The sequence below is a fragment of the Streptomyces sp. NPDC050263 genome (assembly GCF_040655955.1).
In the GTDB taxonomy this organism is placed as follows: domain Bacteria; phylum Actinomycetota; class Actinomycetes; order Streptomycetales; family Streptomycetaceae; genus Streptomyces.
In genome coordinates, this window is sequence record NZ_JBFAKW010000002.1 from 58,268 (window position 1) to 82,276 (window position 24,009).

Here is a 24,009-nt window from a genome sequence, read left to right on the forward strand (position 1 = left end):
GGGGAGGGACGCACCACCATGGAACGTCGTCGCTTCGGCCTGCCCGCGTCCGGACGCGGGAGGGCAGGGGTGGCCGCTCTGGTCGCCGGCGCACTCGGCGTCGGGCTGCTGACCGTGCCACTGTTCGACGATCCGGGGCCCGCCGACTCCCCCGGCGAAACCAAGAAGGCGGCCGCCGCCCCGCTCACCCAGGACACCGCGCAGGAACGGGCGGTCTCCACGGGCAAGCGCGTCGAGGTGACCGCGCTGCGCGACGAGACGTCCACGACGTACGCGCGCCCCGACGGCAGCTTCGAACTCGTCGCGTACGGCGCACCGGTACGGGCCGAGGTGAACGGCGTCTGGAAGCCCGTCGACACCACGCTGGCCCGGACGGCCGACGGCGGATGGGCCCCCAAGGTGGCGGCCGACCCCGTGGTGTTCTCGGCGGGCGGCGGCGCGACGAAGGCAGGCGGCGCGACGAAGGCCGCAGGCACCGGGACGGCGACCGTACGGCCGGCCGTCTTCAGCGCCGCGAGCGGCGGGAGCGGCGGGAGCGGCGGGTCCGGCGGGAGCGCGCTTCAGGTCGCCGACGCCACCGACGGCTACACCGAGCTCGCCACCATGACCAGCGACGGCCACGAGATCACCCTGAGCTGGCCGGGCGCGGTGCCCGAACCGGTGATCAGCGGCTCCAGCGCCCTGTACCGGGACGTGTTCGACGGGGTCGACCTGCTGCTGACCGCACAGGCCAGCGGCTTCAGCCATCTGCTGATCGTGCACAGCGCGGCGGCCGCGGCCGACCCGGCGCTCACCACGCTGTCCTACGGCCTGTCCTCCCCCGACCTCACCTTCCACCTGGACCCGGTCACCAGGATCGTCACCGGCAAGGACCGCGACGGCCAGGAGATCGCCGTCTCCCCCACCCCCTACCTGTGGGACTCCGCGGGCTCCTACGCCGTCACCGAGGGCGCGGACCCGGAGCCCACGGAGGAGCCCGCCGAGCCGGCCCCGTCGTACTCCGAGGAGCCCGGCGCGGAGGTCGGCGAGGAGAGCGCCCCGCCCGCGGACGGGCTGGACACGGACGCGCCGGCGGCGGAGGCGACCGAGGAACCCGAGGAGTCGGAAGAGTCCGAGGAGTCCGAGTCCCTCGACATCGAGGAGATGCCCGCCGCGTCGGCCACCGCCGATCCGTCTGCCGCCGATCCGTCTGCCGCCGATCCGTCTGCCGCAGAGACGTCCACCGCCGATCCGGCCGCCTTCCGCGGCGGGACGCGGGCAGGGACCGCCGTGTACCGCGAGACGGCCTCGGGCACCGGCGACGCCGTGTACTCCGACGCCGAACCGGCCGCCCTCACCGACGCGCAGGTGTTCGCGCTGCCCGGCCTCGCCGGGCCGGACCCCGGCACCCGTCTGGCCGTCGCCGGGGCCGAGTTGAGCGCGCCCGGCGCCGCCTCCACGGCCCTGTCGATCGTGCCCGACGCCGCTCTGCTGACCGACGAGGACACCGTCTACCCGGTCTTCGTCGACCCCACGATCTACGGCAAGACCAAGAACTGGACCACGGCCTACAAGAAGTACCCGAGCTCCAGCTTCTACGACGGCGCCAACTACAACACCGGCACCACCGAGGCCCGCGTCGGCTACGAGTCGACGACCTGGGGGTTGTCCCGCTCCTTCTTCAAGCTCGGCTGGTCCACCGACATCAAGGGCGCGCACGTGTCCTCGGCCTCCATCAAGCTGCGGGAGACCTACTCCTGGTCGTGCTCCTCGCGGGAGATGCAGGTGTGGCTGACCGGCGGAATCTCCTCCAAGACCACCTGGAACAACCAGCCGGACTGGAAGTCGGAGATCGGCACCAAGTCCTTCGCGCACGGCTACAACTCGTCCTGCCCGGACGCCTACGTCAGCTACGACGCCAAGTCGGTCGCCCAGGACGCGGCCGACGGCGGCTGGTCCTCGATGACCATCGGGCTGCGCGCCAGCACCGAGGACTCGGCGTACTCCTGGAAGAAGTTCCGCGCCGAGGGCGACAGCGCGCCCAAGCTCACCCTCGTCTACAACCGCAAGCCGAAGACGCCGAGTTCGGTGACGCAGACGCCCGGCGGCCAGTGCGACCGCACCACCCCGTACATCCACATCGGCAAGCGCGACCTCGTGCTGTCGGCCGCCTCCTCCGACGCGGACGACACCTCCACGAGGCAGGACCTGAAGTACCTGGACTTCGAGCTGTGGCGCACCGGCTACGGCGACGACAAGATCCTCGACAAGAACGTCACCGTCACCAGCGCCGGCAAGGCGTCGGCCACCGTCTCCAAGTCGTCGTTCACCAACGGCTACCAGTACTCGTGGCGGGTGCGCGCGATCGACTCCAGCGGGGCCGCCTCGCCGTACGCGCCGACCGCCGACCCGGGCGTGTGCCGGTTCATCTACGACAGCAGCGTGCCCAACGAGCCGCTGATCACGTCCACCGCGTTCCCGGCGGCGGACGAGGACGGCTCCGTCTGGTCGACGGTGAAGTTCGGCACGGCCGGCAACTTCACCATCGCGCCGGACGAGGACACCGACGTCACCAAGTTCCAGTGGTCGTTCAACACCACGACCTACGCGAGCAGCAAGACCGTCACCGCGGGCGCCTCGACGACCGTGTCGCTGTCACCGCCGCTCGCCGGGCCCAACGTGCTGTACGTACGGGCCGTGGACAGCGCCGGCAATGTCTCGCTCGGCACGAAGTACCTGTTCTACGTCACCCCGCGCGACACCGCCGACGAGGCCGGCGACACCACCGGCGACGGCGTTCCCGACCTGTTCGCGATCAGCTCGGGCGGCAACCTGCTGATGTACCCCTCGTCGTCCGCCGGTGACCTGCACGTCGGCATGGAGGCCGCCCACGACAACGGCACCGCCCTGCTGTCCGACCCGGACGGCGACGGCGCCGACCACCTGCCCGGCTACTGGAAGGGCACGGACGGCACGGCGGCGCTGATCGCCCACGGCGGCGACGCCGTCGGCGCCGACGGGATCGGCGACGTCTTCGCCCGCATGCCCGACGGCAAGCTGTACGTCTACCCCGGCGACGGCTACGGCGGCGTCGACATCTCACAGCGGATGACCCTCCGGCTGCCCTCCGGCTCCCCGGACCCGGCGACCCTCGACCAGCTCATCGTGGGCGACTACGACGCGGACGGCCGCGCCGACCTGTTCGCCACCGCCACCGGCGGCGCGATGTGGGCCTTCGAGGGGTACACCGGCGCCACCTTCCTGACCGTCACCAAGATCGCCTCGACGGCGTGGCTGGAGCGGGACCTGGTCTCGGTCGGCGACCACGACGCCGACGGAGCGCCCGACCTGCTGTGGCGCTCCGGCTCCTCCAGCCGCCTCTACCTGCGCTACGGCGTCGCGGACAGCGCCGGCGGCGCCACGATCGCCTCCCTGGCGACCGCGGCGGCCTCCAAGACGGGCGCCGACGAGGTCTACGCCGAGGGCTGGTCGACGGCCACGGTGCCCGTGACCCACCTCTACGGCACCCCGGACGTCACCGGAGACGGCATCCCCGACATCTGGGCCCTGTCCAGCGCCGGAAGCATCTACTTCCACAAGGGCGGAGCATCGGTGATCGGCACGGGAACGGCGGTGATCAGCGCGGACAGCGCCTGGGCGACGACGAAGCTCCGCTTCGGCTGACCCGCGCGAAAGCCCGCCCGTCGGCAAACCCCGGGCGCGGGGCCGGAGTCCACCACGGACTGCGGCCCCGCGCCCGTCTCCGGCACGCCGCGCCCGTCTCCGGACCCCGCGCCCGTTTCCGGACCCCGCGCCCGTTTCCGGACCCCGCGCCCGTCTCCGGCACGCCGCCCCCGTCTCCGGACCCCGCGCCCGTCTCCGGGACCAGGGCCGGTGCTAGGACTCGGCCGCCGGTACGAACACGCTCAGCCGGTACGTCGTCGGGTGGGTCGAGCGGCCGCAGAAGGTGTCCACGCGGATCGCCGTCTCGTCGATCTCCGGGTGCTCCGCTCGCAGGCGCCGCAGCTCGGTGCGGAACTCCGGCTCGTCCTGCGTCTCGAAGAGCGCCTCCCAGCGGCCCACGGCCTGTGGGGCGCCGCCGCGCTGTCGGCCCCGCCTGCGCTTTCCCTGTCCCGGCATCGCGCTCAGCGATCCTTGCCGCGCCCGGCGATCTCGCCGCTGCGGGCCGCCGTCACCAGGGCCGCCGCCAGGGGGAGGGACCAGAACACGAGGTGGGTCGACGCAGGGTAGTCGGCGAGGGTGTAGCCGTCTCCGCGGAGGAGGACCAGGGGGAGCGTCGCCAGCGGGAGACCCATGGTGAGTGCCGCCAGCAGGCCCCTCGGCAGGGGGTGGGCGAGCAGTCGGCGGGGCGCCACGGCCAGGGCGAGACCGGTGGCGGCTCCCAGGGCGAGGCACACCGTCAGGCAGGCCAGCGCGGCGCCTGCGCCGATGACCAGGATCGCCCAGGCGGTTCCCCGTAGGTCGCCGACCAGGAAGACGATCGCCGTCACCAGACACAGCGTGCCGACGATCCCCGCCGGCCAGGCGCCGATCAGCGCGCCCAGGCGTGCGCCCCGGCGTATGACGTCTCTCATGCGCGGTCCTCCGGGTCGCGCGGGGTGCGGGGCAGCGCACCCGCTCGGTCCAGCAGGCCGGTTCGGGCCGCCAGGGCGGCTGCCTCCAGACGAGAGCCCACGCCGAGTTTCATCAGGACCCGCTGGACGTGGGTGCGGGCCGTGGAGGGGGCGATGCCCATGCCGGCGGCGATCAGCCGGGTGTCCTCGCCGTCGGCGACGCGGACCAGGACCTCCACCTCGCGCGGGGTGAGCATGTGGAGCAGGCGTTGGCCCTCGTCGTCCGGTTGGGCCGCGGGGTTGAGCAGCTCGCTGAAGGCTCCCTGCAGCAGTTGCGGGGCCACCGCCGCCTCGCCCGCCCTCGCCTTCATGATGGCGCGCTCCACGCCCTCTATGCGCTCGTCATGGCGTACGTACCCGGAGGCGCCGGCCGCGAAGGCCGCCGCGATGCCGCGCGGGCTCGGCACCGGGCCGAGGACCAGGACCGCCACCTGCGGGCGCTCCCGCTTGATGCGGACCACCGGATCGAAGATGCCCGGCTCGGCCGGGGTCGCCGTGCCCAGCAGGCACACCTCCGGAGCGCGGGTGATCACCAGTTCCGCCGCTCCCGCGGTCGGCGCCGCCGCGGCGAGCACCCGGTGCCCGCGCAGCTTGAGCGCCGAGGCCAGTGCCTCCGCGAGCAGTCGGTGGTCGTCGACCACCATCAGCCGCACTCCCATCGAGCAACCCCCCAGTCCCCCCACGACAAACAAAGGGTGCCCCCCGGCACCCCGTTCTTCATGCCCCCGGAAGCTACACGCTTGTTCGACGTTGCGCTCCCCCTACTCGTGAGAAGTGCCCCGGATCGTCGAAATTCCTCGCATTCGAGGGTCATGGGCGGTAAGTGCACGGCCCCGCCCCTGAGCAGGGACGGGGCCGAGGCCGCAATTAGGACGATCAGCTGCCCGCGATCAGCTGCCCGCGCCGAACGCGACCGCCAGGTACTGCGGGTCGCCGCCCGAGGTCGCGCCGTCGTCGGCGTACACCTCCGACATGAACAGGCGGCCCTGGGCGAAGAGGACCTCCGAGTACTCCGGGGACATGGCCGTCTCCAGGTCGCGGACCGACTCCGTGGCCGGGTTCTGCAGCAGCAGGGTCTCCTTGAACGTGCCGCCGTCGATGCTGACGACCTGGCCGCCCTTGTCGTACGGGGGCCGCTTGTAGGCGATCAGATTGCTGCCGTCCATGCGCAGCGGGAAGATCGTGTAGCCGTCGCCGGCGTCCGCGCGCTGGCCGGTCTGCTTGCCGGTGGCCAGGTCGAAGGCGACGACCTCGTTGGTGCGGCTGTACTCGCCGGTGCCGTCGTGCTCCTCGGTCGGCACGTAGATCCGGTCGTTGCCGACGGCCAGCATGGTGCAGGCCTCGACCTTGGTGATGCCGTCGCAGTCGGCCGCGTAGTCGTCGCCCGGCACCGAGATGCGGGTGCGCAGCTTGCCGGTCTTGTTGTCGATGGAGAAGAAGTCCGAGATGCCGCTGCCGTCGCCGGCGCTGTCGCCGACGTCGGCGGCCACCACCAGCGGATCGGTGGACACGACGGACGCGTATTCGATGCCCGTGGCCAGCTTGTACTCGGAGATCACCTTCCCGGAGACCGGGTCGATGGTCTGGATCTGCAGCTGAGGGTTGTCGTAGTCGCCGCACTTGCGCACGGCCACCAGCTTCGGGCCGCCGCCGTAGCCGGCGTCGTAGCAGGTGTCGGCCGGCTTCGGCGACCACAGCACCTTGCCGGAGTCGATGTCGAAGGCCGCGCCGCCGTCCGTGCTGCCCAGGGCCACCGTGTTCGCGCTGACCGTGACGTTGTCGAAGTCGATCGGGTAGTCACCGGAGGCGACCGTCTTCGTCCACAGCTGCTTGCCCGCAGCCATGTCGATCGCCCCGATCTGATCGCACCGGGCCGTTTCCGCCGCGCTCGCCTGGAAGACGATCGCGGTGCGGTAGTCGTCGGTGGCGAACCGGCTGGTCTCGCAGACCGGGCCCGGCAGCTTGATCGTCCAGAGCTTGGCGCCCTTGTCCAGGTCGTAGCCGCCGATCTCGCTGACGCCGGTCTTCACATAGGCCTTGTCGGTCACCCAGGAGCCCTTGACGCCGACGCTGTCGTCCTTCTTGACCACCGGCATCGGGACCTTGAAGAGCAGCTTGGAGGCGGGGTCGGCCGGCGCCTTCTCGCTGCCGCCGGAGGACGTGCCGCCGGTGCCGCCCGAGTCGCCCTTGTCGCCTCCGCCGCCGGTCGGACCGGCCGAACTGGTCTCTTCCTTCTTGCCCTTGTCGCCGGACGCGTACCAGATGCCGCCGCCGACGATCAACGCGATCGCGACGACCGCCGCGACGATGATCAGCATCTGGGCGTTGAGCTTCTTGCCTGCCGCGCCCTGCCCCTGCCCGCCGGCCTGGCCGTACATGGGCACGGTGGGCTGCCCGGGGTAGCCGGGACCCGGCTGCCCCGGGTACCCGTAACCGGGCTGCTGCCCGTACGGACCGGGCTGCGGAGGCTGCCCGTACGCCGGGGTGCCCGGCTGGGGCTGCGGAGCCGGGTACCCGTATCCGGGCGCGGGGGCCGCAGCCTGCGGGTAGCCGTAACCCGGCTGCGGCTGCGGCGGCTGCCCCGGGGCCTGGGGCGGTTGGCCAGGTGCCTGCGGCGGCTGCCCCGGGGCCTGGGGCGGTTGGCCGGGTGCCTGCGGGGGCTGGCCCGGTGCCTGCGGGGGCTGGCCCGGGGCCTGCGGGGGCTGGCCCGGGGCCTGCGGGTAGCCGTAGCCCGGTGCCGGGGGCTTCGCCAGGTCAGGGGCGGGGGGCTGGGGCACCGCGTCCGCGGGAACGGCGTCCTGCGGCGGCGTGGACGGCGGCGGGCCGAAACCGCCCTGTTGCGGAGGCTGCGCAGGCTGCTGCGGGGGTTGGTTCGGGGGCGGGGGCGGCGGCTGGGTCATGGTGTGGGTACCTCGGGAGAACGCTCGAAAGCTCGGGAGACGGGGGCTGGGACGACGGCGGTTCGCCTCACTTGCCGTAGGCGAGCATCAACTTCTCCTTCGTGTCGTCGTTGCCCGTCAGCCGGGTCGAGGAGAGGTAGAAGCGCCCGTCGACCCAGTCGAGGTCACGCGAGTAGAAGCCGTCCTCGATGTCGACCGTGCTCTCGGGCAGCTGCATCAGCTTCGTCGTCTTGTGCGCGGACCCGGCCGTCGGGATCGACACCACCTGACCGGCCGCGTCGTACGACGGCTCGACGTACGCGACGAGGTTGCCGCCCTCGACCTTCACCGGCAGCATCGACTCGTCGGTCGGGGACTTCACCCGCCACTTCTCCTTGCCGGTGGACAGGTCGATCGCCACGATCTCGTTGGGCCCGCTGCTCGCCTCGGTCGGCAGGTACAGCGTGCCCGCGTCGGAGGCCGTGCCCACGCAGCCGGTGAGGTCGCGCTGGAGGAAGCTGGAGTCGCACTCGGGGGCGAAGTCCTCGTCGAAGCCGACCTGCGAGCGGTACGAGCCGTCCGGCTTGAACGTCGAGATGTTCCAGGTGTTCTTGTCGTCGTTGGTGCTGTAGACGACCAGCGGGTCGACGGAGTACGTCTTGGCGACCGTCCATCCGGTGTCGAACTTCTGGGTCCACTTGACCTTGCCGGTCGCCGGGTCCAGCTCCTGGATCTCGTCGTGCTCGGTGGTCTCGGAGGCGTCGCAGGACGCCACCTCGATCAGCCGGGTGCCGCCCGCGAACGCGGTCGGGAAGCACGCGTCGCCGTACTTCTGCTTGTCGTACAGCTTCTTGCCGGTGCGGACGTCGTACGCCGTCCCGGACTGCGAGCGGCCCACCATGAGCGTGTTGCCGGTCAGCGACAGCTCGATCGTGATCGCGCTGTCGAACAGCGCGCCGTCCGCGACGACGCCCTTCCAGCCCTTGGCGCCGGTGCCGAGGTCGATCTGCTGGAGCTGGTTGCACTTGGCGCGGTCGCTGGTGCCGCTCATGTACGCCACCACGACCTTGTCGTCCGCCGTCTTCTGCGGCGTGACCGCGCAGATCTCCTGCGGGAAGCTGATGGTGTCCCAGGTCGGCCTGCCGTCGCCGACGTTGTACGCGACGACGTCCTTGTAGGCCGCCTTCACCGCCGACTTGGCGGTGATCCACATGCCGGGGGCGTCGGCGCCGGAGGCGGGCGCGTCGGGCGCCTCCTTGTACCAGAGCACCTTCGCCTCGCCGGCCTGGCGGCTCGCGTTGAAGTCCTCGGTGTCCTCGCCGCCGTCGCCGCTGCCGTCACCGGGGTTGACCGGGCCGCCGCTCGACGTGGCCGTGGCCTTGGCGTCGTCGCTGGGCCCGGCGAGCGGCTTCTTGCCGCCCTCGTCGCCGCCGCTCGTGACCGCGAACACCAGCCCGCCGATCACCGCCAGCGCCGCGACCGCGGCCCCGACCACCAGCGCGGGCCGCCCCTTGAAGGGGTTGCGCCCGCCGGGCGGGGTCGCGCCGGGAGCACCGGGGGCGCCCGGGAACTGGGGCGGCTGCGGGTAGCCGTAGCCGGGCTGCTGGCCGTAGGGGCCTGCGGGCGCGCCGTACGGACCCGGCTGCGCGCCGTAGGGGCCGGGCTGACCGTACGGTCCAGGCTGCCCGTACGGTCCGGGCTGCTGCGGATAGCCGTACCCCGGCTGCGGCTGCGGCGCCTGCGCGGGCGGGCCCTGGGGCGGCTGGGGCGGCTGCGCGGACGGGCCCTGCGGCGGCTGCGGCGGCTGCGCGGACGGGCCCTGCGGCGGCTGCGGCGGCTGCGCGGACGGGCCCTGCGGCGGCTGCGGCGGCATCTGCGGCGCGCCGAACCCGCCCTGCGGCTGATCCTGCGGTGCTCCGAAACCACCCTGCTGCGGCGGCTGATTGGGCGGCTGAGCCATCAGCGTGTTCCCCCTATGTCACTGTTTTTTAGCCACGCCCCCAGGTCAGTGACCCACCCGAAGCCGTCTTCAGAAAGTTCTCAGACGGCTCTTTCTATCACCCGTGACGGACGGCTCCCGGGGCCGATCCACCCCTGTTCCCAAGGGAGGACCGGCCTGTGATGCCGTTGTTATGCGCCTTCACGCACCCTTCACGCGTCCTCGGCGAGTTCCAGCCACCGCAGCTCCAGTTCCTCGCGCTCGCCGACCAACGCCCGCAGCTCGGCGTCGAGTTTGGCGACCCGCTCGAAGTCGGTGGCGTTGTCGGCGATCTGGGCGTGCAGCTTCGCCTCTTTCTCCGACACCTTGTCCAGCTGCCGTTCGACCTTCTGGAGCTCCTTCTTGGCGGCGCGCTGGTCGGCCGCGCTCTTCTCCGCGGGCTTCGGCGCGGTCGCCGGCAGGGCGGTGGCGGCCGCGGCCTCCTCCATGCGCTGCCGGCGCTCGATGTACTCGTCGATGCCGCGCGGGAGCATCCGCAGGCTGGAGTCGCCGAGCAGCGCGAAGACCCGGTCCGTGGTCCGCTCGACGAAGAACCGGTCGTGGGAGATGACGATCATCGAGCCGGGCCAGCCGTCGAGGAGGTCCTCCAGCTGGGTGAGGGTCTCGATGTCGAGGTCGTTGGTGGGCTCGTCGAGGAAGAGGACGTTGGGCTCGGCCATCAGCAGCCGCAGGATCTGCAGGCGGCGGCGCTCACCGCCGGACAGGTCCCCGACCGGCGTCCACTGCTTGTCCTTGTTGAAGCCGAACGTCTCGCACAGCTGCCCGGCGGTCATCTCCCGCCCCTTGCCGAGGTCGACGCGCTCGCGCACCTGCTGGACGGCCTCCAGGACCCGCAGGTTCGGGTCGAGTTCGCCGACCTCCTGGGAGAGGTAGGCGAGCTTGACGGTCTTGCCGACGATCACCTTGCCCGCCGCGGGCTGGGTCTCGCCCTCGCTGCGGGCGGCGTCGGCCAGGGCGCGCAGCAGGGAGGTCTTGCCGGCGCCGTTGACGCCGACGAGGCCGATGCGGTCGCCGGGGCCGAGGTGCCAGGTGATGTGCTTGAGCAGCACCTTCGGACCGGCCTGGACGGTGACGTCCTCCAGGTCGAAGACCGTCCGGCCCAGGCGTGAGGAGGCGAACTTCATCAGCTCGCTGCTGTCGCGGGGCGGCGGCACGTCCTTGATCAGCTCGTTGGCGGCCTCGACGCGGAAGCGCGGCTTGGACGTCCGCGCGGGCGCGCCGCGGCGCAGCCAGGCCAGCTCCTTGCGGACCAGGTTCTGCCGCTTGACCTCCTCGGTCGCGGCGATGCGCTCGCGCTCCGCGCGCGCGAAGACGTAGTCGGAGTAGCCGCCCTCGTACTCGTGGACGGCGCCGCGCTGGACGTCCCACATGCGCGTGCAGACCTGGTCCAGGAACCAGCGGTCGTGGGTGACGCACACGAGCGCGGACCGGCGCTCGCGCAGATGCCGGGCGAGCCAGGAGATGCCCTCGACGTCGAGATGGTTGGTCGGCTCGTCGAGGACGATGAGGTCCTGCTCCTCGATGAGCAGCTTGGCGAGCGCGATCCGGCGGCGCTCACCGCCCGAGAGCGGCCCGATGACGGTGTCGAGCCCCTGCGGGAAGCCGGGCAGGTCGAGCCCGCCGAACAGTCCCGTCAGCACGTCCCGGACCTTGGCGTTGCCCGCCCACTCGTGGTCGGCCATGTCCCGGATGACCTCGTGCCGGACGGTCGCGGCGGGGTCGAGGGAGTCGTGCTGGGTGAGCACGCCCATGCGCAGCCCACCGGAGTGGGTGACCCGTCCGGTGTCGGCGTCCTCCAGCTTGGCGAGCATCCGGATCAGCGTGGTCTTGCCGTCGCCGTTGCGGCCGACGACACCGATCCGGTCCCCTTCGGACACGCCGAGCGAGATGCCGTCGAGCAGCGCACGGGTCCCGTACACCTTGCTGACGTTCTCGACATTGACCAGATTGACGGCCATTTCTCTCCTGCCCGGGGGGATCGATCGACCCTCCAGGGTAGTCCGGCGAGCCGCGGTGCCCCTCAGCCCGTCCGGGGGTACCCCCTCCGGGGGAGTTCGAGGACGAGGCGACGAGGCCTCTTCGGGGCCGAAGCGGGGGTCTGGGGGCGGCAGCCCCCCGCAACGCCCACACGGGCTAGTGCCGCGGGAGCCAACCCCCGGCCCTCGGCAGCATGGGGCATGTCGTCGCGCAACAGCCCCTCGGGGATCAGCACCGCCGCGGTGACACCCCCGTTCGGCGAGGAGCGCACCTCCACCCGAAGCCCCTGCCGCTCGCGCAGCCGGTTCACCACGAACAGCCCGATCTGCTGGGCGGCGAGAACGAGGTCGCGTTCTCGACGAGCTCGGCGAGCAGATGGATCACGTCGGCGACCGAGCCGCCCACCAGCGACACGCGCGGGGTCGCCCAGGTCTGGACCCGCTCGGCGCCCTCGATCTCGGCGACGGCGGCCCGCAGCACGTCGGCCAGCGGGATCGGGTCGCGCCAGCCGCGGCCGGGGGCGATGCCGGAGAGGATCAGCAGGCTCTCGGAGTGGCGGCGCATCCGGGTGGCGAGGTAGTCGACGCGGTAGAGGTCGTGCAGCTCGGCCGGGTCGTGCTGACGGCGTTCCATGGCGTCGAGCAGGTCGAGCTGGCGGTGCAGCAGCACCTGGCTGCGGCGGGCCAGGCTGACGTACACCCCGGAGATCCCGCTGAGCAGTTCGGCGCGCTCGGACGCGGCCTTCAGCGCGGCCCGCTGGACGGCGGTGAGGGCGGTGCCGACCTGGGCGAGCTCATCGCCGGCGAGGCGGCGCATGGGGGCCTCGGCGTCGATGTCGACGCCCTGTCCGGCGTGCAGCTTGCGCATGGCCTGCGGCAGTCGGCGGCCGGCCACCTCCAGGGCGGAGTTGCGCAGGTCGAGCAGTTCGACGATCAGGCCGCGGCCGACGATCACGGAGACCAGCAGCGACAGCAGCACGCCGATCAGGCCGAGCACCACGGCGATCCCGGACGCGCCGAGCGTGTCCCAGCCGAACGGGTCGGCCTTCGCCGTCTCGCCCGTGCCCGCGCCGTCCTCGGCGGCGGTGAGTCCCTTGAGGACACCGGACACGGCCGTGTCCCAGCCCGTCAGCGCGGACGCCGACACGGCCTTCCCGCCGGGGCCCGCGGCCTGCACCGCGTCCTCGACGCTCCGCACGCGCGCGTACGCGTTCGCGTCCAGTACCTCGTCGTAGGCCGACCGGTGGGCGGCCCGGAGGTCAAAGACGCCGGGGGCGAGCAGTTCGCGCTGGGTGGCGACGGCGCCGACGAACAGCGCGTACTCGTCCTTCGTGAGCTTCCCGCGGGCCTGCGCGGCCCCGAGCAGCGCCTGCTCCCGGGCCACCGCCTCGCGGGCCCGGCCCAGTTCGAGCAGCACGCGCGCCTCGGACGCCGAGTCGGTGGTGTCGTCGCCGGTGAGCGCGCCGATCGCGGCGAAGCCGTGCTGGACGATCGCCGAGTACCGGGTGTACGCGACGGAGGCCGCGGCGTCCTTGGCGGTCGCCTCGTCGCGCAGTGCGGTGAGTCCGCCGGCGTCGGCCTCCAGGGCGTCGAGCCGCTCGGGGAGCGCGGTGTCGAGGAGTGCGGCGTCGGAGCTGGAGGAGTTGATGCCGTCCACGAGGTCGGCGGCGGCCTTGTCGGTGACCGTGTCGGCCTTCCGGAAGGCGTCGGGCGCGTCGGCGTACCGCAGGGCGGCGGTCCGCTCGGCCTGCACGGCGTTGATGAACTCGCCGACCGGCTGGAGCAGTTCGGCGTTGACGTCCTTGGCCCGCTCGGTGTTCCCGATGCTGGAGGCGGTCGTCACCGCCGCGAAGCCCCACAGGGCCATCAGGGACACGAGGGGAAGCATGAGCAGGGCGACGATCTTCGCCCGCACCGATCTCGGGCGCAGACGGGCGGAGGTGCGGAGGATGCGCATGGCGCCTCGTTGGGTGGGTGAGGTGAGGTGAGGTGAGGTGGCGATGTGGGGGGGCGGGCGCGGTGTTCCGTGGGGGCGCGTGACGGGCGTGGGCACCGCTCAGGACCAGCGCGTGCGCAGGCGGTTCACGCCTGCCCCGGCTCGGTGGGCGGCCGGTGGCTCACGGTCGGCGGCGGTCGGTCGCGCGCACCGGGCGGACGGCTGAGCGCGCGCCCGCGCGCACGCTCGCGGGCGCGACCGGGTCGGCCTCGAACTTTGCTCAGGCCGTGGTCAGTTCGACCTCGCGCAGGAGTTCCGCGGCGACGGCCGCCTCATGGCGCTTGCCGGTCGGGGAGAGGGCGACGTACGCGGAGGTGAGGAAGAGGAAGGAGCCGAGCACGACGGCCAGCGGGAAGATGAACTCCGTGGCGGTCGCGCCGGGCAGGGCGGCGCTGCTGGGGGCGAGGTTGATGCTGACGGCCCACATCGCGGTGTAGTGCATGCTGCTGACCGCGAGCCCCATGACGAGGGCGGCGACGGCGGCCAGCACCGACCCGCGCACGATCAGCGTGAGGGTGAGCGCGGCGGTCGCGGCGACGACGGCGATCGCGACCGAGGCGATGACCAGGGTCGGGTCGTAGCCGATCCGGCCGTGCAGGTTGAGGGCGGCCATGCCGGTGTAGTGCATGGCGGCGACGCCGAGCCCGGCGCCGAGGCCGCCGAGGACGACCGACGTCACGCGCGAGCGGCCGTAGCCGGCGGTGAAGACGCCGGCCGCGACCACGCCGACGGCCATCAGCAGGCTGAGGACGGTGAGCGGGACGTCGAAGCGGATCGGGGTGCCGTCGACGCTGAAGCCCAGCATGGCGATGAAGTGCATGGTCCAGATGCCGGACCCGATGGCGAGGGAGGCCAGCAGCAGCCAGTTGCGTTTGGAGGCGCCGTCCGCCTCGAGTGCCCGGACGGTGCAGCGCAGTCCGAGCGCCGAGCCGACGCAGGCCATTGCATAGGAGAGGACGGGGGTGACCCATCCGGCGCTGAAGTGATCCATGTGCCCCATGGGGACTTCCTCTCGGCCGTGGCGCGAAACAGGGCGCGCTCACGCGGTACCGCCGGTAACAGCAGACGGGGGTCGGCTGATCATGCCATCCGCCACTGAGACGCAGACGGCGCGAAAGGGACCATGGAGATCAATGTTGAACATTAAGTCATCGTGACGTGGATTACACCTCTGCACGCATAAACATGCAGGTCAAAGCCATCCTCCCGCACTCCCCGAGTCCTTCACCTTGCCTTCCTCGTACCTCCACATCGCCCGCACGAGGTCTGAATCCGGCCACCCTTCGGGATCGAGCGGCCGCAGCCTGCGCTCGGCCTCCACACAGCGCGGATCGCCGCGCAGCGCGAGCCCGCGGGCGGCGTGCACCCGGGTCGCGCGCAGTTCGTCGTCGACGAGTCCGGCCAGCACGTCGGTGAGACCGGGCGCCTCCTCGCGGAGTTGCGTCAGCCAGTGGGCCGCGCGCTCGCGCACGGCGGGTTCGGGGTCCCGCGCCAGCGCGTACACGGCGTCCAGCTTGTGCCGGGGCATGCTCGTGAGCTCCCGGCGCAGGGTCTCCACCGCCTCGCGCCGCACCCGAGGATCCGGATGCCCGACGTACGACAGCCCGACGGCGTCGATCTCGTCGGACCGGTCCGAGTCCCCCGCCTCCTCGCTCAGCCCGCGCAGCACCTGGGCGAGCACCTCGGGGTCCCGTTCCTCCCGCGCCCAGGGCAGGAACACCTCGGACGCCTCCTTCTCGACCACCGTCGAGGACCGCGGGAACATCCCGCCGAACCCGATGACGAGACACCGCAGCACATCCGCGGCGAAGAGCCTGCGCAGCCGGTCGGGATGGTCGCGCAGCGCCTCCGCCGCCGCCCAGTCCTCGGCCCCTGGACAGCCGGCGAGGTGGACCACCGCATCGGTCCAGACCCCGTGGTCCCGGTCCGGACGGGTGAGCGCCCGCGCGAGCAGCTCGTCGAACGGCGCAGGCATCCGGAAACGCTCCTCCAGGACGGTCAGGACGCCGAGATGGCCGTCCCGGACGGTCCCGTCGCCGAGCGAGAAGCTCTCGTGGAAGGAGGTGCGCAGGGGCTCCTCCCACACCCGCCGCCGTTCGACCGGCCCGTCCGCGCCCGTGCTGCGGCGCAGCTCGGCCTCGATGTCGGCCTCGGCCCAGTACCGGGCGCGGGCGAGCAGTGCGGCGCGGGCGTCGGCGTCGAGGCGCACGAGTTCCGGCAGCAGCCGCACGCTCATCGTGGACGAGCCGCCGTCCACCGCCCGGGTCAGCGCGGTGTCGCCGCCGGGCAGTCCCGGATCCCCGCCCGGCACCCCGTCCAGCGGGCGCAGCGGATCGGCCCCGGCGTCCAGCAGCGCCTCGGCGACCGGTTCGTCGTAGGCGGCCACGGCCAGGCAGAGCAGCGGAACACCGTCCGCGGGGTCGCAGCGCTCGGGGTCGCCCCCGGCGTCCAGCAGCTCCCGCACCGCGTCCGCGTCCCCGCGCCGAACAGCCGCGACGAGTTCGGCCGACCCCATGCGCCACCTCCCCCACGCCGGCTCCCGACGGAACCGGCAGCCGAGGGATCCTAGGGCGCGCAGGCCCTTCGAGGCAGCCGAATCAGCGGCCGCCGCCCTCGATCACCGTCGCGCCCGGTGCCGGACCCGACGCCAGGCGCACGCTCCTGCACGTGCCCGACGCGGTCAGCGCTTCCGCGATCTTCGCCGCGGAGGCGGCATCGCGGGCGAGGTGGGCGGTGGTCGGGCCCGAACCGGAGACGAGGGTGGCGAGGGCGCCGGCCGCACGGCCCGCGGCGAGGGTGTCGGCGAGTTCGGGGAAGAGGGACAGCGCGGCAGGCTGCAACTCGTTGGAGAGGGTGGCCGCCAGGGCGTCGGCGTCGCCCTTGGCGAGGGCGTCGAGGAGGTCGCGCGAGGCGACCGGATCGGGAATGTCCCGGCCCTCGGCCAGCCGGTCGAACTCCCGGAACACCGCCGGCGTCGACAGCCCCCGCTCGGCCATCGCGAACACCCAGTGGAAGGCGCCGCCAACCTCCAGGGCCGTCAGCCGCTCGCCGCGCCCGGTGCCGAGGGCCGCGCCGCCGACCAGGCTGAACGGCACGTCGCTGCCCAACTCGGCGCAGATCTCCAGGAGTTCGTCACGGGACGCGCCCGTGCCCCACAGCGCGTCGCAGGCCACCAGCGCGCCCGCGCCGTCCGCGCTGCCGCCCGCCATGCCGCCGGCCACCGGGATGTCCTTGGCGATGTGCAGGTGCACGTCGGCCGCGCGGCCGTACCGCTCGGCCAGGGCGAGCGCGGCCCGCGCCGCCAGGTTCGTGACGTCCAGGGGGACCTGGCCCGCGTCCGGGCCCGCGCAGGTGACGCGCAGTTCGTCGGCCGGGGTCACGGTGACCTCGTCGTACAGACCGACCGCGAGGAAGACGTTCGCCAGGTCGTGGAAGCCGTCCGCGCGGGCCGCGCCCACCGCGAGCTGCACATTGACCTTGGCGGGCACCCGTACGGTGACGCTCACTCGGAATCCTCGTCCTTGTCCTCGTCGATCTGCTTGTGCTCGGCGATGGCGGCGAACTCCTCGACCGAGAGGGCCTCGCCGCGGGCCTGCGGGGAGACGCCGGCCGCCACCAGGGCCGCCTCCGCCAGCGCCGCGGAGCCCGCCCACCCGGCGAGCGCGGCCCGCAGGGTCTTGCGGCGCTGCGCGAACGCCGCGTCGACGACGGCGAAGACCTCGCGCCGCGACGCCGTGGTCCTGATCGGCTCGGCCCGCCGCACCAGCGACACCAGCCCGCTGTCCACGTTCGGCGCGGGCCAGAAGACGTTGCGGCCGATCGCGCCGGCCCGCTTGACCTCCGCGTACCAGTTCGCCTTGACCGACGGCACACCGTACACCTTCGAGCCGGGCCCGGCGGCGAGCCGGTCGGCGACCTCCGACTGGACCATGACGAGGGTCCGCTCGATGCTCGGGAACATCTCCAGCATGTGCAGCAGCACGGGCACGGCCACGTTGTACGGCAGGTTCGCGACCAGCGCGGTCGGCACGGGCCCCGGCAGCTCGGTCACCTGCATGGCGTCGGAGTGCACCAGCGCGAAGCGCTCCGCGCGCCGCGGCATGCGCGCCGTGATCGTGGCGGGGAGCGCGCTCGCCAGGACGTCGTCGATCTCGACGGCCGTGACCCGGTCGGCGACCTCCAGCAGCGCGAGGGTGAGGGAGCCGAGCCCCGGGCCGACCTCGACGACCACGTCGTCGGGCCGGACCCCCGCGGTGCGGACGATCCGGCGGACCGTGTTCGCGTCGATCACGAAGTTCTGGCCGCGCTGCTTGGTGGGCCGCACGCCGAGGACGGCCGCCAGCTCACGGATGTCGGCGGGGCCCAGAAGGGCGTCGGAGGCGGGGCTGGTACTCACGTGACAAGGGTACGGGGCCGTACGGGCGCCTCCCGTCCCTCACCCGTGCAGCCGCTTCCCGCAGTGCGGCCAGGGGCTCGCCCCGCGTCGCACGTACAGCTTCTTCGCGCGAAACGTCTGCTCGGCCGCCGGTGCGTCCTGGGGGCGGCCGCTGCCGCCGAGGCTCTGCCAGGTGCGGGTGTCGAACTGGTACAGCCCGCCGTAGTTGCCCGAGGGGTCGACGGCGTTCGGCCGACCGCCCGACTCGCAGACCGCGAGCCCCTGCCAGTCCAGGCCGTCGGCGCCCTGCACGGACATCGGCAGCGGCTTCGTGCCGACCTTCACCACCTGCTCGCGCGGCTCGCGCACGACCTCGTCCCGGATCCGCCGCGGCTTCTGCCGCACGCCGTTGACCGTGCGCAGCGAGTACGTGATCCGCCGCAGGCCGGGCTGTCCGGCCCGCTCGACCGCCTCCGTGCCCTTGAACAGCGAGGGGTCGTCGGCGCGGCGCACCCGGAACGGGATCTGCTCCTCCCGCACCTCCTCGGCGCCGGTGATCCGCAGCACGGTGACCGTCTGTCCGTCGCGCGGGAAGCTGCCGGGCGCCACGGACGTGGTGTCCTGCCCGCGAAGGGTGATCCCGGCCGCCTGCACGGCCTCCTGCACGGTCGCCGCGTTGGTACGGACGGTGCGGGCCCGGCCGTCGGCCATCACCGTGACGGAGCGCTCGGTGCGCACGTCCAGCGCGAGCCCCGCCCGCCCGATGGTCTGGGCGCGCGAGACGGACATGTACGCGCCCTCCGCCCGCACCCCCAGCTGCTGGAGCGTCTCCTCCACCGTGCTCGCGGTCGTCCACAGATCGTGCCGCTGACCGTCGAGGGTGAGCCGGACGGGACGCCCGTAACGCACCGCGATCTCGTCGCCGCTGGCGAGCTCCGTGCCGGGGGCGGGCGCCACCACGTCGTGCGCGCCCACCCGCACGCCCTCCTCGGCCAGGAGTTCGCTCACGTCGTCGGCGAAGGTGTGCAGGGCGCGCGGCTTGCCGTCGACGGTCAGCTCGACCGCCTTGTCCTCGGCGACGAAGGCGGTGGTGCCGCCGGCCAGGAAGGCGACGACGAGCGCCTGCGGGAGCAGCCGGCGCATCGTGGACTCCGGGCGCTCGGCGGAACGCGTCCTGCGCCGACGCGCGGCCCGCCCTCCCCCGCCCGCACCGGTGCTCTGCCGCGGGAACAGCGGCTCGGACAGTTGCACGGTCTCGGGCAACTGGAGCGTCTCGGGCAGCTGGAGCGTCGGCTGCGGCGGAGCCTCGTAGGCCTCATGGGCCGCGTACGCCCCGTACTGCTCCTCGTACCGCTCCTCGTACCGCTCCTCGTGCTGCTCCTCGTACGCGGGCCGATAGGTGTCGTCGTAGGTGCCGGGGGCCGCGTACACGCCGTAGGCGACCGTCTCGGCGTTGTGCAGGTCCACGTACGGCCCGCCACCGCCGTACGGCTCGTACTCGAGGTGCTGGGAGTTGCTCACGCCGACACGCTCCAGGAGTGGGGTCCGGATCGGGCCCCCAGAACCTAGCGGAGTGACGGTCACTCTCCAAAGTGGCACGGCTACCGAGAGTTGTGTTCGAGCTGGTCGCCTCGGGGTCAGTAGCCGAACGCGCGTGCCGTGTTGGCGGCGAGTGCGGTGGCCAGGACGTCCTCGTCCAGGCCCCGGGCGGCGGCCATGGCGCGCACCGTGACCGGAATGAGATACGGGGCGTTCGGCCGTCCGCGGTAGGGCGCCGGGGTCAGGAAGGGCGCGTCGGTCTCCACCAGGAGCAGCTCCAGCGGGGCCACGGCGACGGCGTCCCGGAGCTGCTGGGCGTTCTTGAAGGTGACGTTGCCGGCGAAGGACATGAAGTACCCGGCGCGGGCGCAGATCTCGGCCATCTCGGCGTCGCCGGAGTAGCAGTGGAAGACGGTGCGCTCGGGGGCGCCCTCCTCCTTCAGCACGCGCAGGACGTCGGCGTGGGCGTCGCGGTCGTGGATGACCAGGGCCTTGCCGTGCCGCTTGGCGATCTCGATGTGGGCGCGGAAGGAGTCCTCCTGCGCCTCCTTGCCCTCGGGGCCGGTGCGGAAGTAGTCGAGTCCCGTCTCGCCGACGCCCTTGACGTGCGGAAGCGCGGCCAGGCGGTCGATCTCGGCAAGCGCCTGTTCGAGCGCCCCGGAGCCGCCCGGCTCACGCGTGCCCTGCCGCGACCAGCCGTCGGGGTCGCCGTGCACGATGCGCGGAGCCTCGTTCGGATGCAGGGCGACGGCGGCGTGCACGCTGTCGTGCGCCGCCGCCGTCTCGGCCGCCCACCGGGAGCCCCGTACGTCACAGCCGACCTGGACGACCGTCGTCACCCCGACCGAGGCGGCCTTCGCGAGAGCCTCCTCCACCGTCCCCGACTGCATGTCGAGGTGGGTGTGGGAGTCGGCGACCGCCACCCCGAGAGGAGCCGGAAGCGGCGGCGCGTCGGTCTTGTCGGAGTGCGAAGGCATGCCCCGATCCTACGAAACGGGCGCGGCGAAGCCGCGCGGCGGGCACCGGCCTTCCGGCCGAGCCCTCAGCCGGCCTTGCGGAACGGGTGCAGCAGGTCCGACAGATGCCAGTGGTGGTGCTCCCCCGGCCGGTCCCCGGACCGCTCCTCGGCCGCCGTCCGCACCGGCCCGGCCGTCGGGGGCACCGCGCGAGGCCGCGCAGCGCTCTGCACCGACGACACCTGCCCCGCCCGCATGATCCGCACGACGTGCCCCTCGCAGTTCTGGCACGCCGGCTGGCTGAGCGGCGACGGCACGACGCGGCCGTTCGCCACGTAGAGGACGAACTCGTGGCCGTCGGCGTCGGTGTGGTGCTCTATCTCGTACGACTGCTCCCAGCCGTGTCCGCAGCGCATGCACGCGAAGGAGTACGACTCGTCGACGACGGCGCTCGCGCCGCTGCGGAGGCCGGTCTGCCCTGTGATCTCACTCATGCCAGCTCCTGTGGAAGCGAGGGACGGGTGCCGTCCCTGTCACCCAGTGGACTCCTCGGCCGGGGTGAACGCAGCAGGCCTGTGCACTGTTGGAGGCGATTTGGGCTTTCCTTGCCGAACGGGCCTCGCGCAGGGGGTCGGACTTTGCCTTCGGCGACAGCCCTTTGCCCGCACATGGGGCGCACGCTCAGACGGCATGCGCCCTGCTCAGAGGGGGTGTGCGCCGGGCGTGAGCCCCTTCACGACCGCGCGGTGACAGCCGTCACAGAGCCCCGGCGTTCTTCGCCGCGACCACCGCGTCGAACACCTCCCGCTTGGGCAGACCGGCCTCCGCCGCCACCGCCACGATGGCCTCCTTGCGGCGCTCGCCCGCCTCCTCGCGCACCCGCACCCGCCGCACCAGCTCCGCCGCGTCGAGCTCCTCGGGCCCGCGCTCGGGCGCCCCGGTGACGACGACGGTGATCTCGCCGCGCACGCCCTGCGCTGCCCACTGGGCGAGCTCGCCGAGCGGCCCGCGCCTGACCTCCTCGTAGGTCTTGGTCAGCTCGCGGCACACGGCGGCCCGCCGGTCCGCGCCGAACACCTCGGCCATCGCGGCGAGGGTGTCGTCCAGCCGGTGGGGGGCCTCGAAGTAGACCAGCGTCCGGCGTTCCTCGGCGACCTCGCGCAGCCGCGACAGCCGTTCACCCGCCTTCCGCGGCAGGAACCCCTCGAAGCAGAACCGGTCGACGGGCAGTCCGGACAGCGCCAGCGCGGTGAGCACCGCGGACGGGCCGGGGACGGCGGTGACCTTGATGTCCTGCTCCACGGCCGCCGCGACCAGCCGGTACCCGGGGTCGGAGACCGACGGCATCCCGGCGTCGGTGACGAGCAACACCCGCTTGCCGCCGACGAGTTCCTCGACCAGCTCGGGGGTGCGGGCGGACTCGTTGCCCTCGAAGTACGACACCACCCGGCCCTTGGGCGTCACGCCCAGCGCCTGGGTCAGCCGCCGCAGCCGGCGCGTGTCCTCGGCGGCGATCACGTCGGCGCCGGTCAGCTCCTCGGCGAGCCGGGGCGGGGCGTCGGAGACGTCGCCGATGGGCGTCCCGGCGAGGACGAGGACTCCGGGCGGGGTTCCGGGCGGGGTTCCGGGCGTGGTTCGGGGCATGGCTGTCACGTTTCCATCCTCCCAGGGGGACGGACACGGGACTCACACAGCCGTGTTCCCTACGATGGCGCGGTGACCAGTACCGCGTCCTCCACGGACTCCACGGACTACCGGCCGGGCCGGCCGCCGCACGATCAGCGGCCGACATGGCAGCAGCGACTGCGGCGTTTCGGATACACGGCGGATCCCTCCGCCGACGTCCGGGAGCGGCTGATGCCACCGTTCGCGCAGCCCAGCCCGCGGTTGTGGCAGGCGCTCGGCATCCCGCACGGGTGGGCGGACCGGATCGCGCGCTGGTCCTCCTGGATCGGCCCGCTGCTGGTCACGCTGCTGGCGGGCGTGATCCGGTTCTGGCACCTGGGCAGCCCGAAGAAGGTGATATTCGACGAGACGTACTACGCCAAGGACGCGTGGGCGGTCGTCCACCGCGGATTCGAGGTCAACTGGCCCAAGACCACCGACGCCCTGCTCGCCAAGGGCGGCGACGTCTCGATCCCGACGGACGCGGCGTACGTGGTGCATCCGCCGGTCGGCAAGTACGTCATCGGGCTCGGCGAGCTGATGTTCGGGTTCGATCCGTTCGGCTGGCGCTTCATGACGGCCGTCCTCGGGACCCTCTCCGTGCTGCTGCTGTGCCGGATCGGCCGCCGGATCTTCCGCTCCACCTTCCTCGGCTGTCTCGCGGGCGCGCTGATGGCGGTCGACGGGCTGCAGTTCGTGATGAGCCGCACCGCGCTGCTCGACGGCGTGCTGATGTTCTTCGTGCTGGCCGCGTTCGGCTGCCTGGTGGCCGACCGGGACTGGGCGCGCCGCAAACTCGCCGACGCGCTCCCGCCGGACGTGGACGGCCGCTACCGCCCCGACGCGCACCTCGCCGAGACCACCCGCATCGGCTGGCGGCCCTGGCGCTGGGGCGCGGGCCTGATGCTGGGCCTGGCCATCGGCACGAAGTGGAACGGCCTGTACATCCTGGTCGCGTTCTGCCTGATGGCGGTGTTGTGGGACGTCGGCTCGCGCAAGGTGGCGGGCGCCCAGCACCCGTACCTGGCGGTGCTGAAGCAGGACACGCCGCTGGCGTTCCTGTCGACGGTCCCGGTCGCGCTGGCCGTCTACCTGGTGTCGTGGACCGGCTGGATCCGCTCCTCGGCCGACGGCTCCGGCGGCTACTACCGCAACTGGGCGGCCACCGACGGCAAGGGCGGCAACTGGACCTGGCTCCCGGACTGGCTGCGCAGCCTGTGGCACTACGAGCACGAGGTGTACGAGTTCCACACCCACCTCACCTCGCCGCACACGTACCAGTCGAACCCGTGGAGCTGGCTCGTCCTGGGCCGCCCGGTCTCCTACTTCTACGAGTCCCCCGCCCCCGGCGTGGACGGCTGCCCGACGGACGCGGGCGAGAAGTGCGCCCGCGAGGTCCTGGCCATCGGCACCCCGCTGCTGTGGTGGGCGGCCTGCTTCGCGATCCTGTTCGTGCTGTGGCGCTGGCTCTTCCGCCGCGACTGGCGCGCGGGCGCGATCGCCTGCGGCATCGCGGCCGGCTACCTGCCGTGGTTCATGTACCAGGAACGCACGATCTTCTTCTTCTACGCCGTCGTCTTCCTGCCCTTCCTGTGCCTGGCGGTGGCGATGATGATCGGCGCCCTCGTCGGCCCACCGGGCTCGACCGACACCCGCCGGGTCGCGGGAGCCACGGGCGCGGGCGTCCTCGTCCTGCTCATCGCCTGGAACTTCATCTATTTCTGGCAGCTCTACACGGGGCAGGCGATCCCGATCGACGACTGGCGATCGCGGATGTGGCTGGACACCTGGGTCTAGTGCCGGGGCAGGCAACGTTTGCCCGTCAAGGAGCGGCGTCCGGTGCGTGCTCTCGGTGTGCCGGCCGGAAGTCCTCGTACTGGACGTACTTGGGCTTTCGGCCGGTGCGGCGAGAGTGCGTGCCGGGCGTCGCGACGGGGCGAACGTTGCCTGCCGCGGCACTAGCCCGGGGGACACGACCGACGGCTCGGGCGATGCCGGTGGGACGCGGGGC

At 72.7% G+C, this 24,009-nt stretch carries 17 protein-coding genes; 2 read left to right on the forward strand and 15 right to left on the reverse strand.

Annotated elements, in window-relative coordinates:
• Nucleotides 1-18 precede the first annotated feature (18 nt).
• Nucleotides 19-3,663 carry a DNRLRE domain-containing protein gene (locus tag AB0J04_RS01160; RefSeq protein ID WP_363166261.1) on the forward strand — a complete coding sequence of 1,215 codons (3,645 nt, stop codon included), beginning with the start codon at nt 19-21 and terminating at the stop codon, nt 3,661-3,663.
• 213 nt (nt 3,664-3,876) lie between these two features.
• On the opposite strand, the gene AB0J04_RS01165 is transcribed toward AB0J04_RS01160, so the two are convergent.
• From AB0J04_RS01165 to rsmI, 15 genes are all read right to left on the reverse strand, one after another.
• A complete protein-coding gene (locus AB0J04_RS01165) occupies nt 3,877-4,119 on the reverse strand; it encodes a hypothetical protein (RefSeq protein WP_363166262.1) in 243 nt (80 codons plus the stop codon).
• Between the two features lie 5 nt (nt 4,120-4,124).
• Nucleotides 4,125-4,574 carry a hypothetical protein gene (locus AB0J04_RS01170; protein ID WP_363166263.1) on the reverse strand — a complete coding sequence of 150 codons (450 nt, stop codon included), beginning with the start codon at nt 4,572-4,574 and terminating at the stop codon, nt 4,125-4,127.
• On the reverse strand, nt 4,571-5,272 hold the full coding sequence (locus AB0J04_RS01175; RefSeq protein WP_363166264.1) for a response regulator transcription factor: 702 nt from the start codon (nt 5,270-5,272) through the stop codon (nt 4,571-4,573). Before AB0J04_RS01175 ends, AB0J04_RS01170 begins: the two co-directional genes overlap by 4 nt.
• A 231-nt stretch (nt 5,273-5,503) precedes the next feature.
• Nucleotides 5,504-7,513, reverse strand: coding sequence for a PQQ-binding-like beta-propeller repeat protein (locus tag AB0J04_RS01180; RefSeq protein WP_363166265.1), 2,010 nt, complete (start codon nt 7,511-7,513; stop codon nt 5,504-5,506).
• Between the two features lie 67 nt (nt 7,514-7,580).
• Complete coding sequence (locus AB0J04_RS01185) at nt 7,581-9,452, reverse strand: PQQ-binding-like beta-propeller repeat protein (protein ID WP_363166267.1); 1,872 nt, start codon at nt 9,450-9,452, stop codon at nt 7,581-7,583.
• A 191-nt stretch (nt 9,453-9,643) separates the two neighbouring features.
• The gene (locus tag AB0J04_RS01190) at nt 9,644-11,449 is read right to left on the reverse strand and encodes an ABC-F family ATP-binding cassette domain-containing protein (protein ID WP_363166268.1); all 1,806 of its coding nucleotides are present in this window, start codon (nt 11,447-11,449) and stop codon (nt 9,644-9,646) included.
• 325 nt (nt 11,450-11,774) lie between these two features.
• A complete protein-coding gene (locus AB0J04_RS01195; RefSeq protein WP_363166269.1) occupies nt 11,775-13,424 on the reverse strand; it encodes a nitrate- and nitrite sensing domain-containing protein in 1,650 nt (549 codons plus the stop codon).
• 259 nt (nt 13,425-13,683) lie between these two features.
• A complete protein-coding gene (locus AB0J04_RS01200) occupies nt 13,684-14,463 on the reverse strand; it encodes an MHYT domain-containing protein (RefSeq protein ID WP_363166270.1) in 780 nt (259 codons plus the stop codon).
• Between the two features lie 192 nt (nt 14,464-14,655).
• The gene (locus AB0J04_RS01205) at nt 14,656-15,978 is read right to left on the reverse strand and encodes a hypothetical protein (protein ID WP_363166271.1); all 1,323 of its coding nucleotides are present in this window, start codon (nt 15,976-15,978) and stop codon (nt 14,656-14,658) included.
• Nucleotides 15,979-16,060: 82 nt separating this feature from the next.
• Nucleotides 16,061-16,969 (reverse strand): 4-(cytidine 5'-diphospho)-2-C-methyl-D-erythritol kinase, encoded by a 909-nt coding sequence (locus tag AB0J04_RS01210; RefSeq protein ID WP_363166272.1) that lies wholly within the window; start codon nt 16,967-16,969, stop codon nt 16,061-16,063.
• On the reverse strand, nt 16,966-17,859 hold the full coding sequence (rsmA, locus tag AB0J04_RS01215) for a 16S rRNA (adenine(1518)-N(6)/adenine(1519)-N(6))-dimethyltransferase RsmA (RefSeq protein WP_363166273.1): 894 nt from the start codon (nt 17,857-17,859) through the stop codon (nt 16,966-16,968). The genes AB0J04_RS01210 and rsmA overlap by 4 nt, the downstream gene beginning before the upstream one ends.
• A gap of 39 nt (nt 17,860-17,898) precedes the next feature.
• Complete coding sequence (locus AB0J04_RS01220) at nt 17,899-19,359, reverse strand: ubiquitin-like domain-containing protein (protein ID WP_363166274.1); 1,461 nt, start codon at nt 19,357-19,359, stop codon at nt 17,899-17,901.
• A 116-nt stretch (nt 19,360-19,475) separates the two neighbouring features.
• Nucleotides 19,476-20,354, reverse strand: a complete 879-nt coding sequence (locus AB0J04_RS01225; protein ID WP_363166275.1) for a TatD family hydrolase — start codon at nt 20,352-20,354, stop codon at nt 19,476-19,478.
• Nucleotides 20,355-20,419: 65 nt separating this feature from the next.
• A complete protein-coding gene (locus AB0J04_RS01230) occupies nt 20,420-20,827 on the reverse strand; it encodes a hypothetical protein (protein WP_363166276.1) in 408 nt (135 codons plus the stop codon).
• Nucleotides 20,828-21,089: 262 nt separating this feature from the next.
• Entirely contained in the window at nt 21,090-21,977 is an 888-nt protein-coding gene (gene rsmI, locus AB0J04_RS01235) for a 16S rRNA (cytidine(1402)-2'-O)-methyltransferase (RefSeq protein WP_363166277.1), read from the reverse strand.
• 72 nt (nt 21,978-22,049) lie between these two features.
• Here rsmI and AB0J04_RS01240 point away from each other — a divergent pair, with 72 nt between their 5' ends.
• Nucleotides 22,050-23,795, forward strand: coding sequence for a phospholipid carrier-dependent glycosyltransferase (locus AB0J04_RS01240; RefSeq protein ID WP_363166278.1), 1,746 nt, complete (start codon nt 22,050-22,052; stop codon nt 23,793-23,795).
• The last annotated feature ends 214 nt before the right edge of the window (nt 23,796-24,009 follow it).

Bases quoted from the DNA above. Each gene is read 5' to 3' on its own strand.
- AB0J04_RS01160 (WP_363166261.1), top strand. From the start codon at position 19: ATGGAACGTCGTCGCTTCGGCCTGCCCGCGTCCGGACGCGGGAGGGCA.
- AB0J04_RS01165 (WP_363166262.1), bottom strand. From the start codon at position 4,119: ATGCCGGGACAGGGAAAGCGCAGGCGGGGCCGACAGCGCGGCGGCGCC.
- AB0J04_RS01170 (WP_363166263.1), bottom strand. From the start codon at position 4,574: ATGAGAGACGTCATACGCCGGGGCGCACGCCTGGGCGCGCTGATCGGC.
- AB0J04_RS01175 (WP_363166264.1), bottom strand. From the start codon at position 5,272: ATGGGAGTGCGGCTGATGGTGGTCGACGACCACCGACTGCTCGCGGAG.
- AB0J04_RS01180 (WP_363166265.1), bottom strand. From the start codon at position 7,513: ATGACCCAGCCGCCGCCCCCGCCCCCGAACCAACCCCCGCAGCAGCCT.
- AB0J04_RS01185 (WP_363166267.1), bottom strand. From the start codon at position 9,452: ATGGCTCAGCCGCCCAATCAGCCGCCGCAGCAGGGTGGTTTCGGAGCA.
- AB0J04_RS01190 (WP_363166268.1), bottom strand. From the start codon at position 11,449: ATGGCCGTCAATCTGGTCAATGTCGAGAACGTCAGCAAGGTGTACGGG.
- AB0J04_RS01195 (WP_363166269.1), bottom strand. From the start codon at position 13,424: ATGCGCATCCTCCGCACCTCCGCCCGTCTGCGCCCGAGATCGGTGCGG.
- AB0J04_RS01200 (WP_363166270.1), bottom strand. From the start codon at position 14,463: ATGGGGCACATGGATCACTTCAGCGCCGGATGGGTCACCCCCGTCCTC.
- AB0J04_RS01205 (WP_363166271.1), bottom strand. From the start codon at position 15,978: ATGGGGTCGGCCGAACTCGTCGCGGCTGTTCGGCGCGGGGACGCGGAC.
- AB0J04_RS01225 (WP_363166275.1), bottom strand. From the start codon at position 20,354: ATGCCTTCGCACTCCGACAAGACCGACGCGCCGCCGCTTCCGGCTCCT.
- AB0J04_RS01230 (WP_363166276.1), bottom strand. From the start codon at position 20,827: ATGAGTGAGATCACAGGGCAGACCGGCCTCCGCAGCGGCGCGAGCGCC.
- rsmI (WP_363166277.1), bottom strand. From the start codon at position 21,977: ATGCCCCGAACCACGCCCGGAACCCCGCCCGGAACCCCGCCCGGAGTC.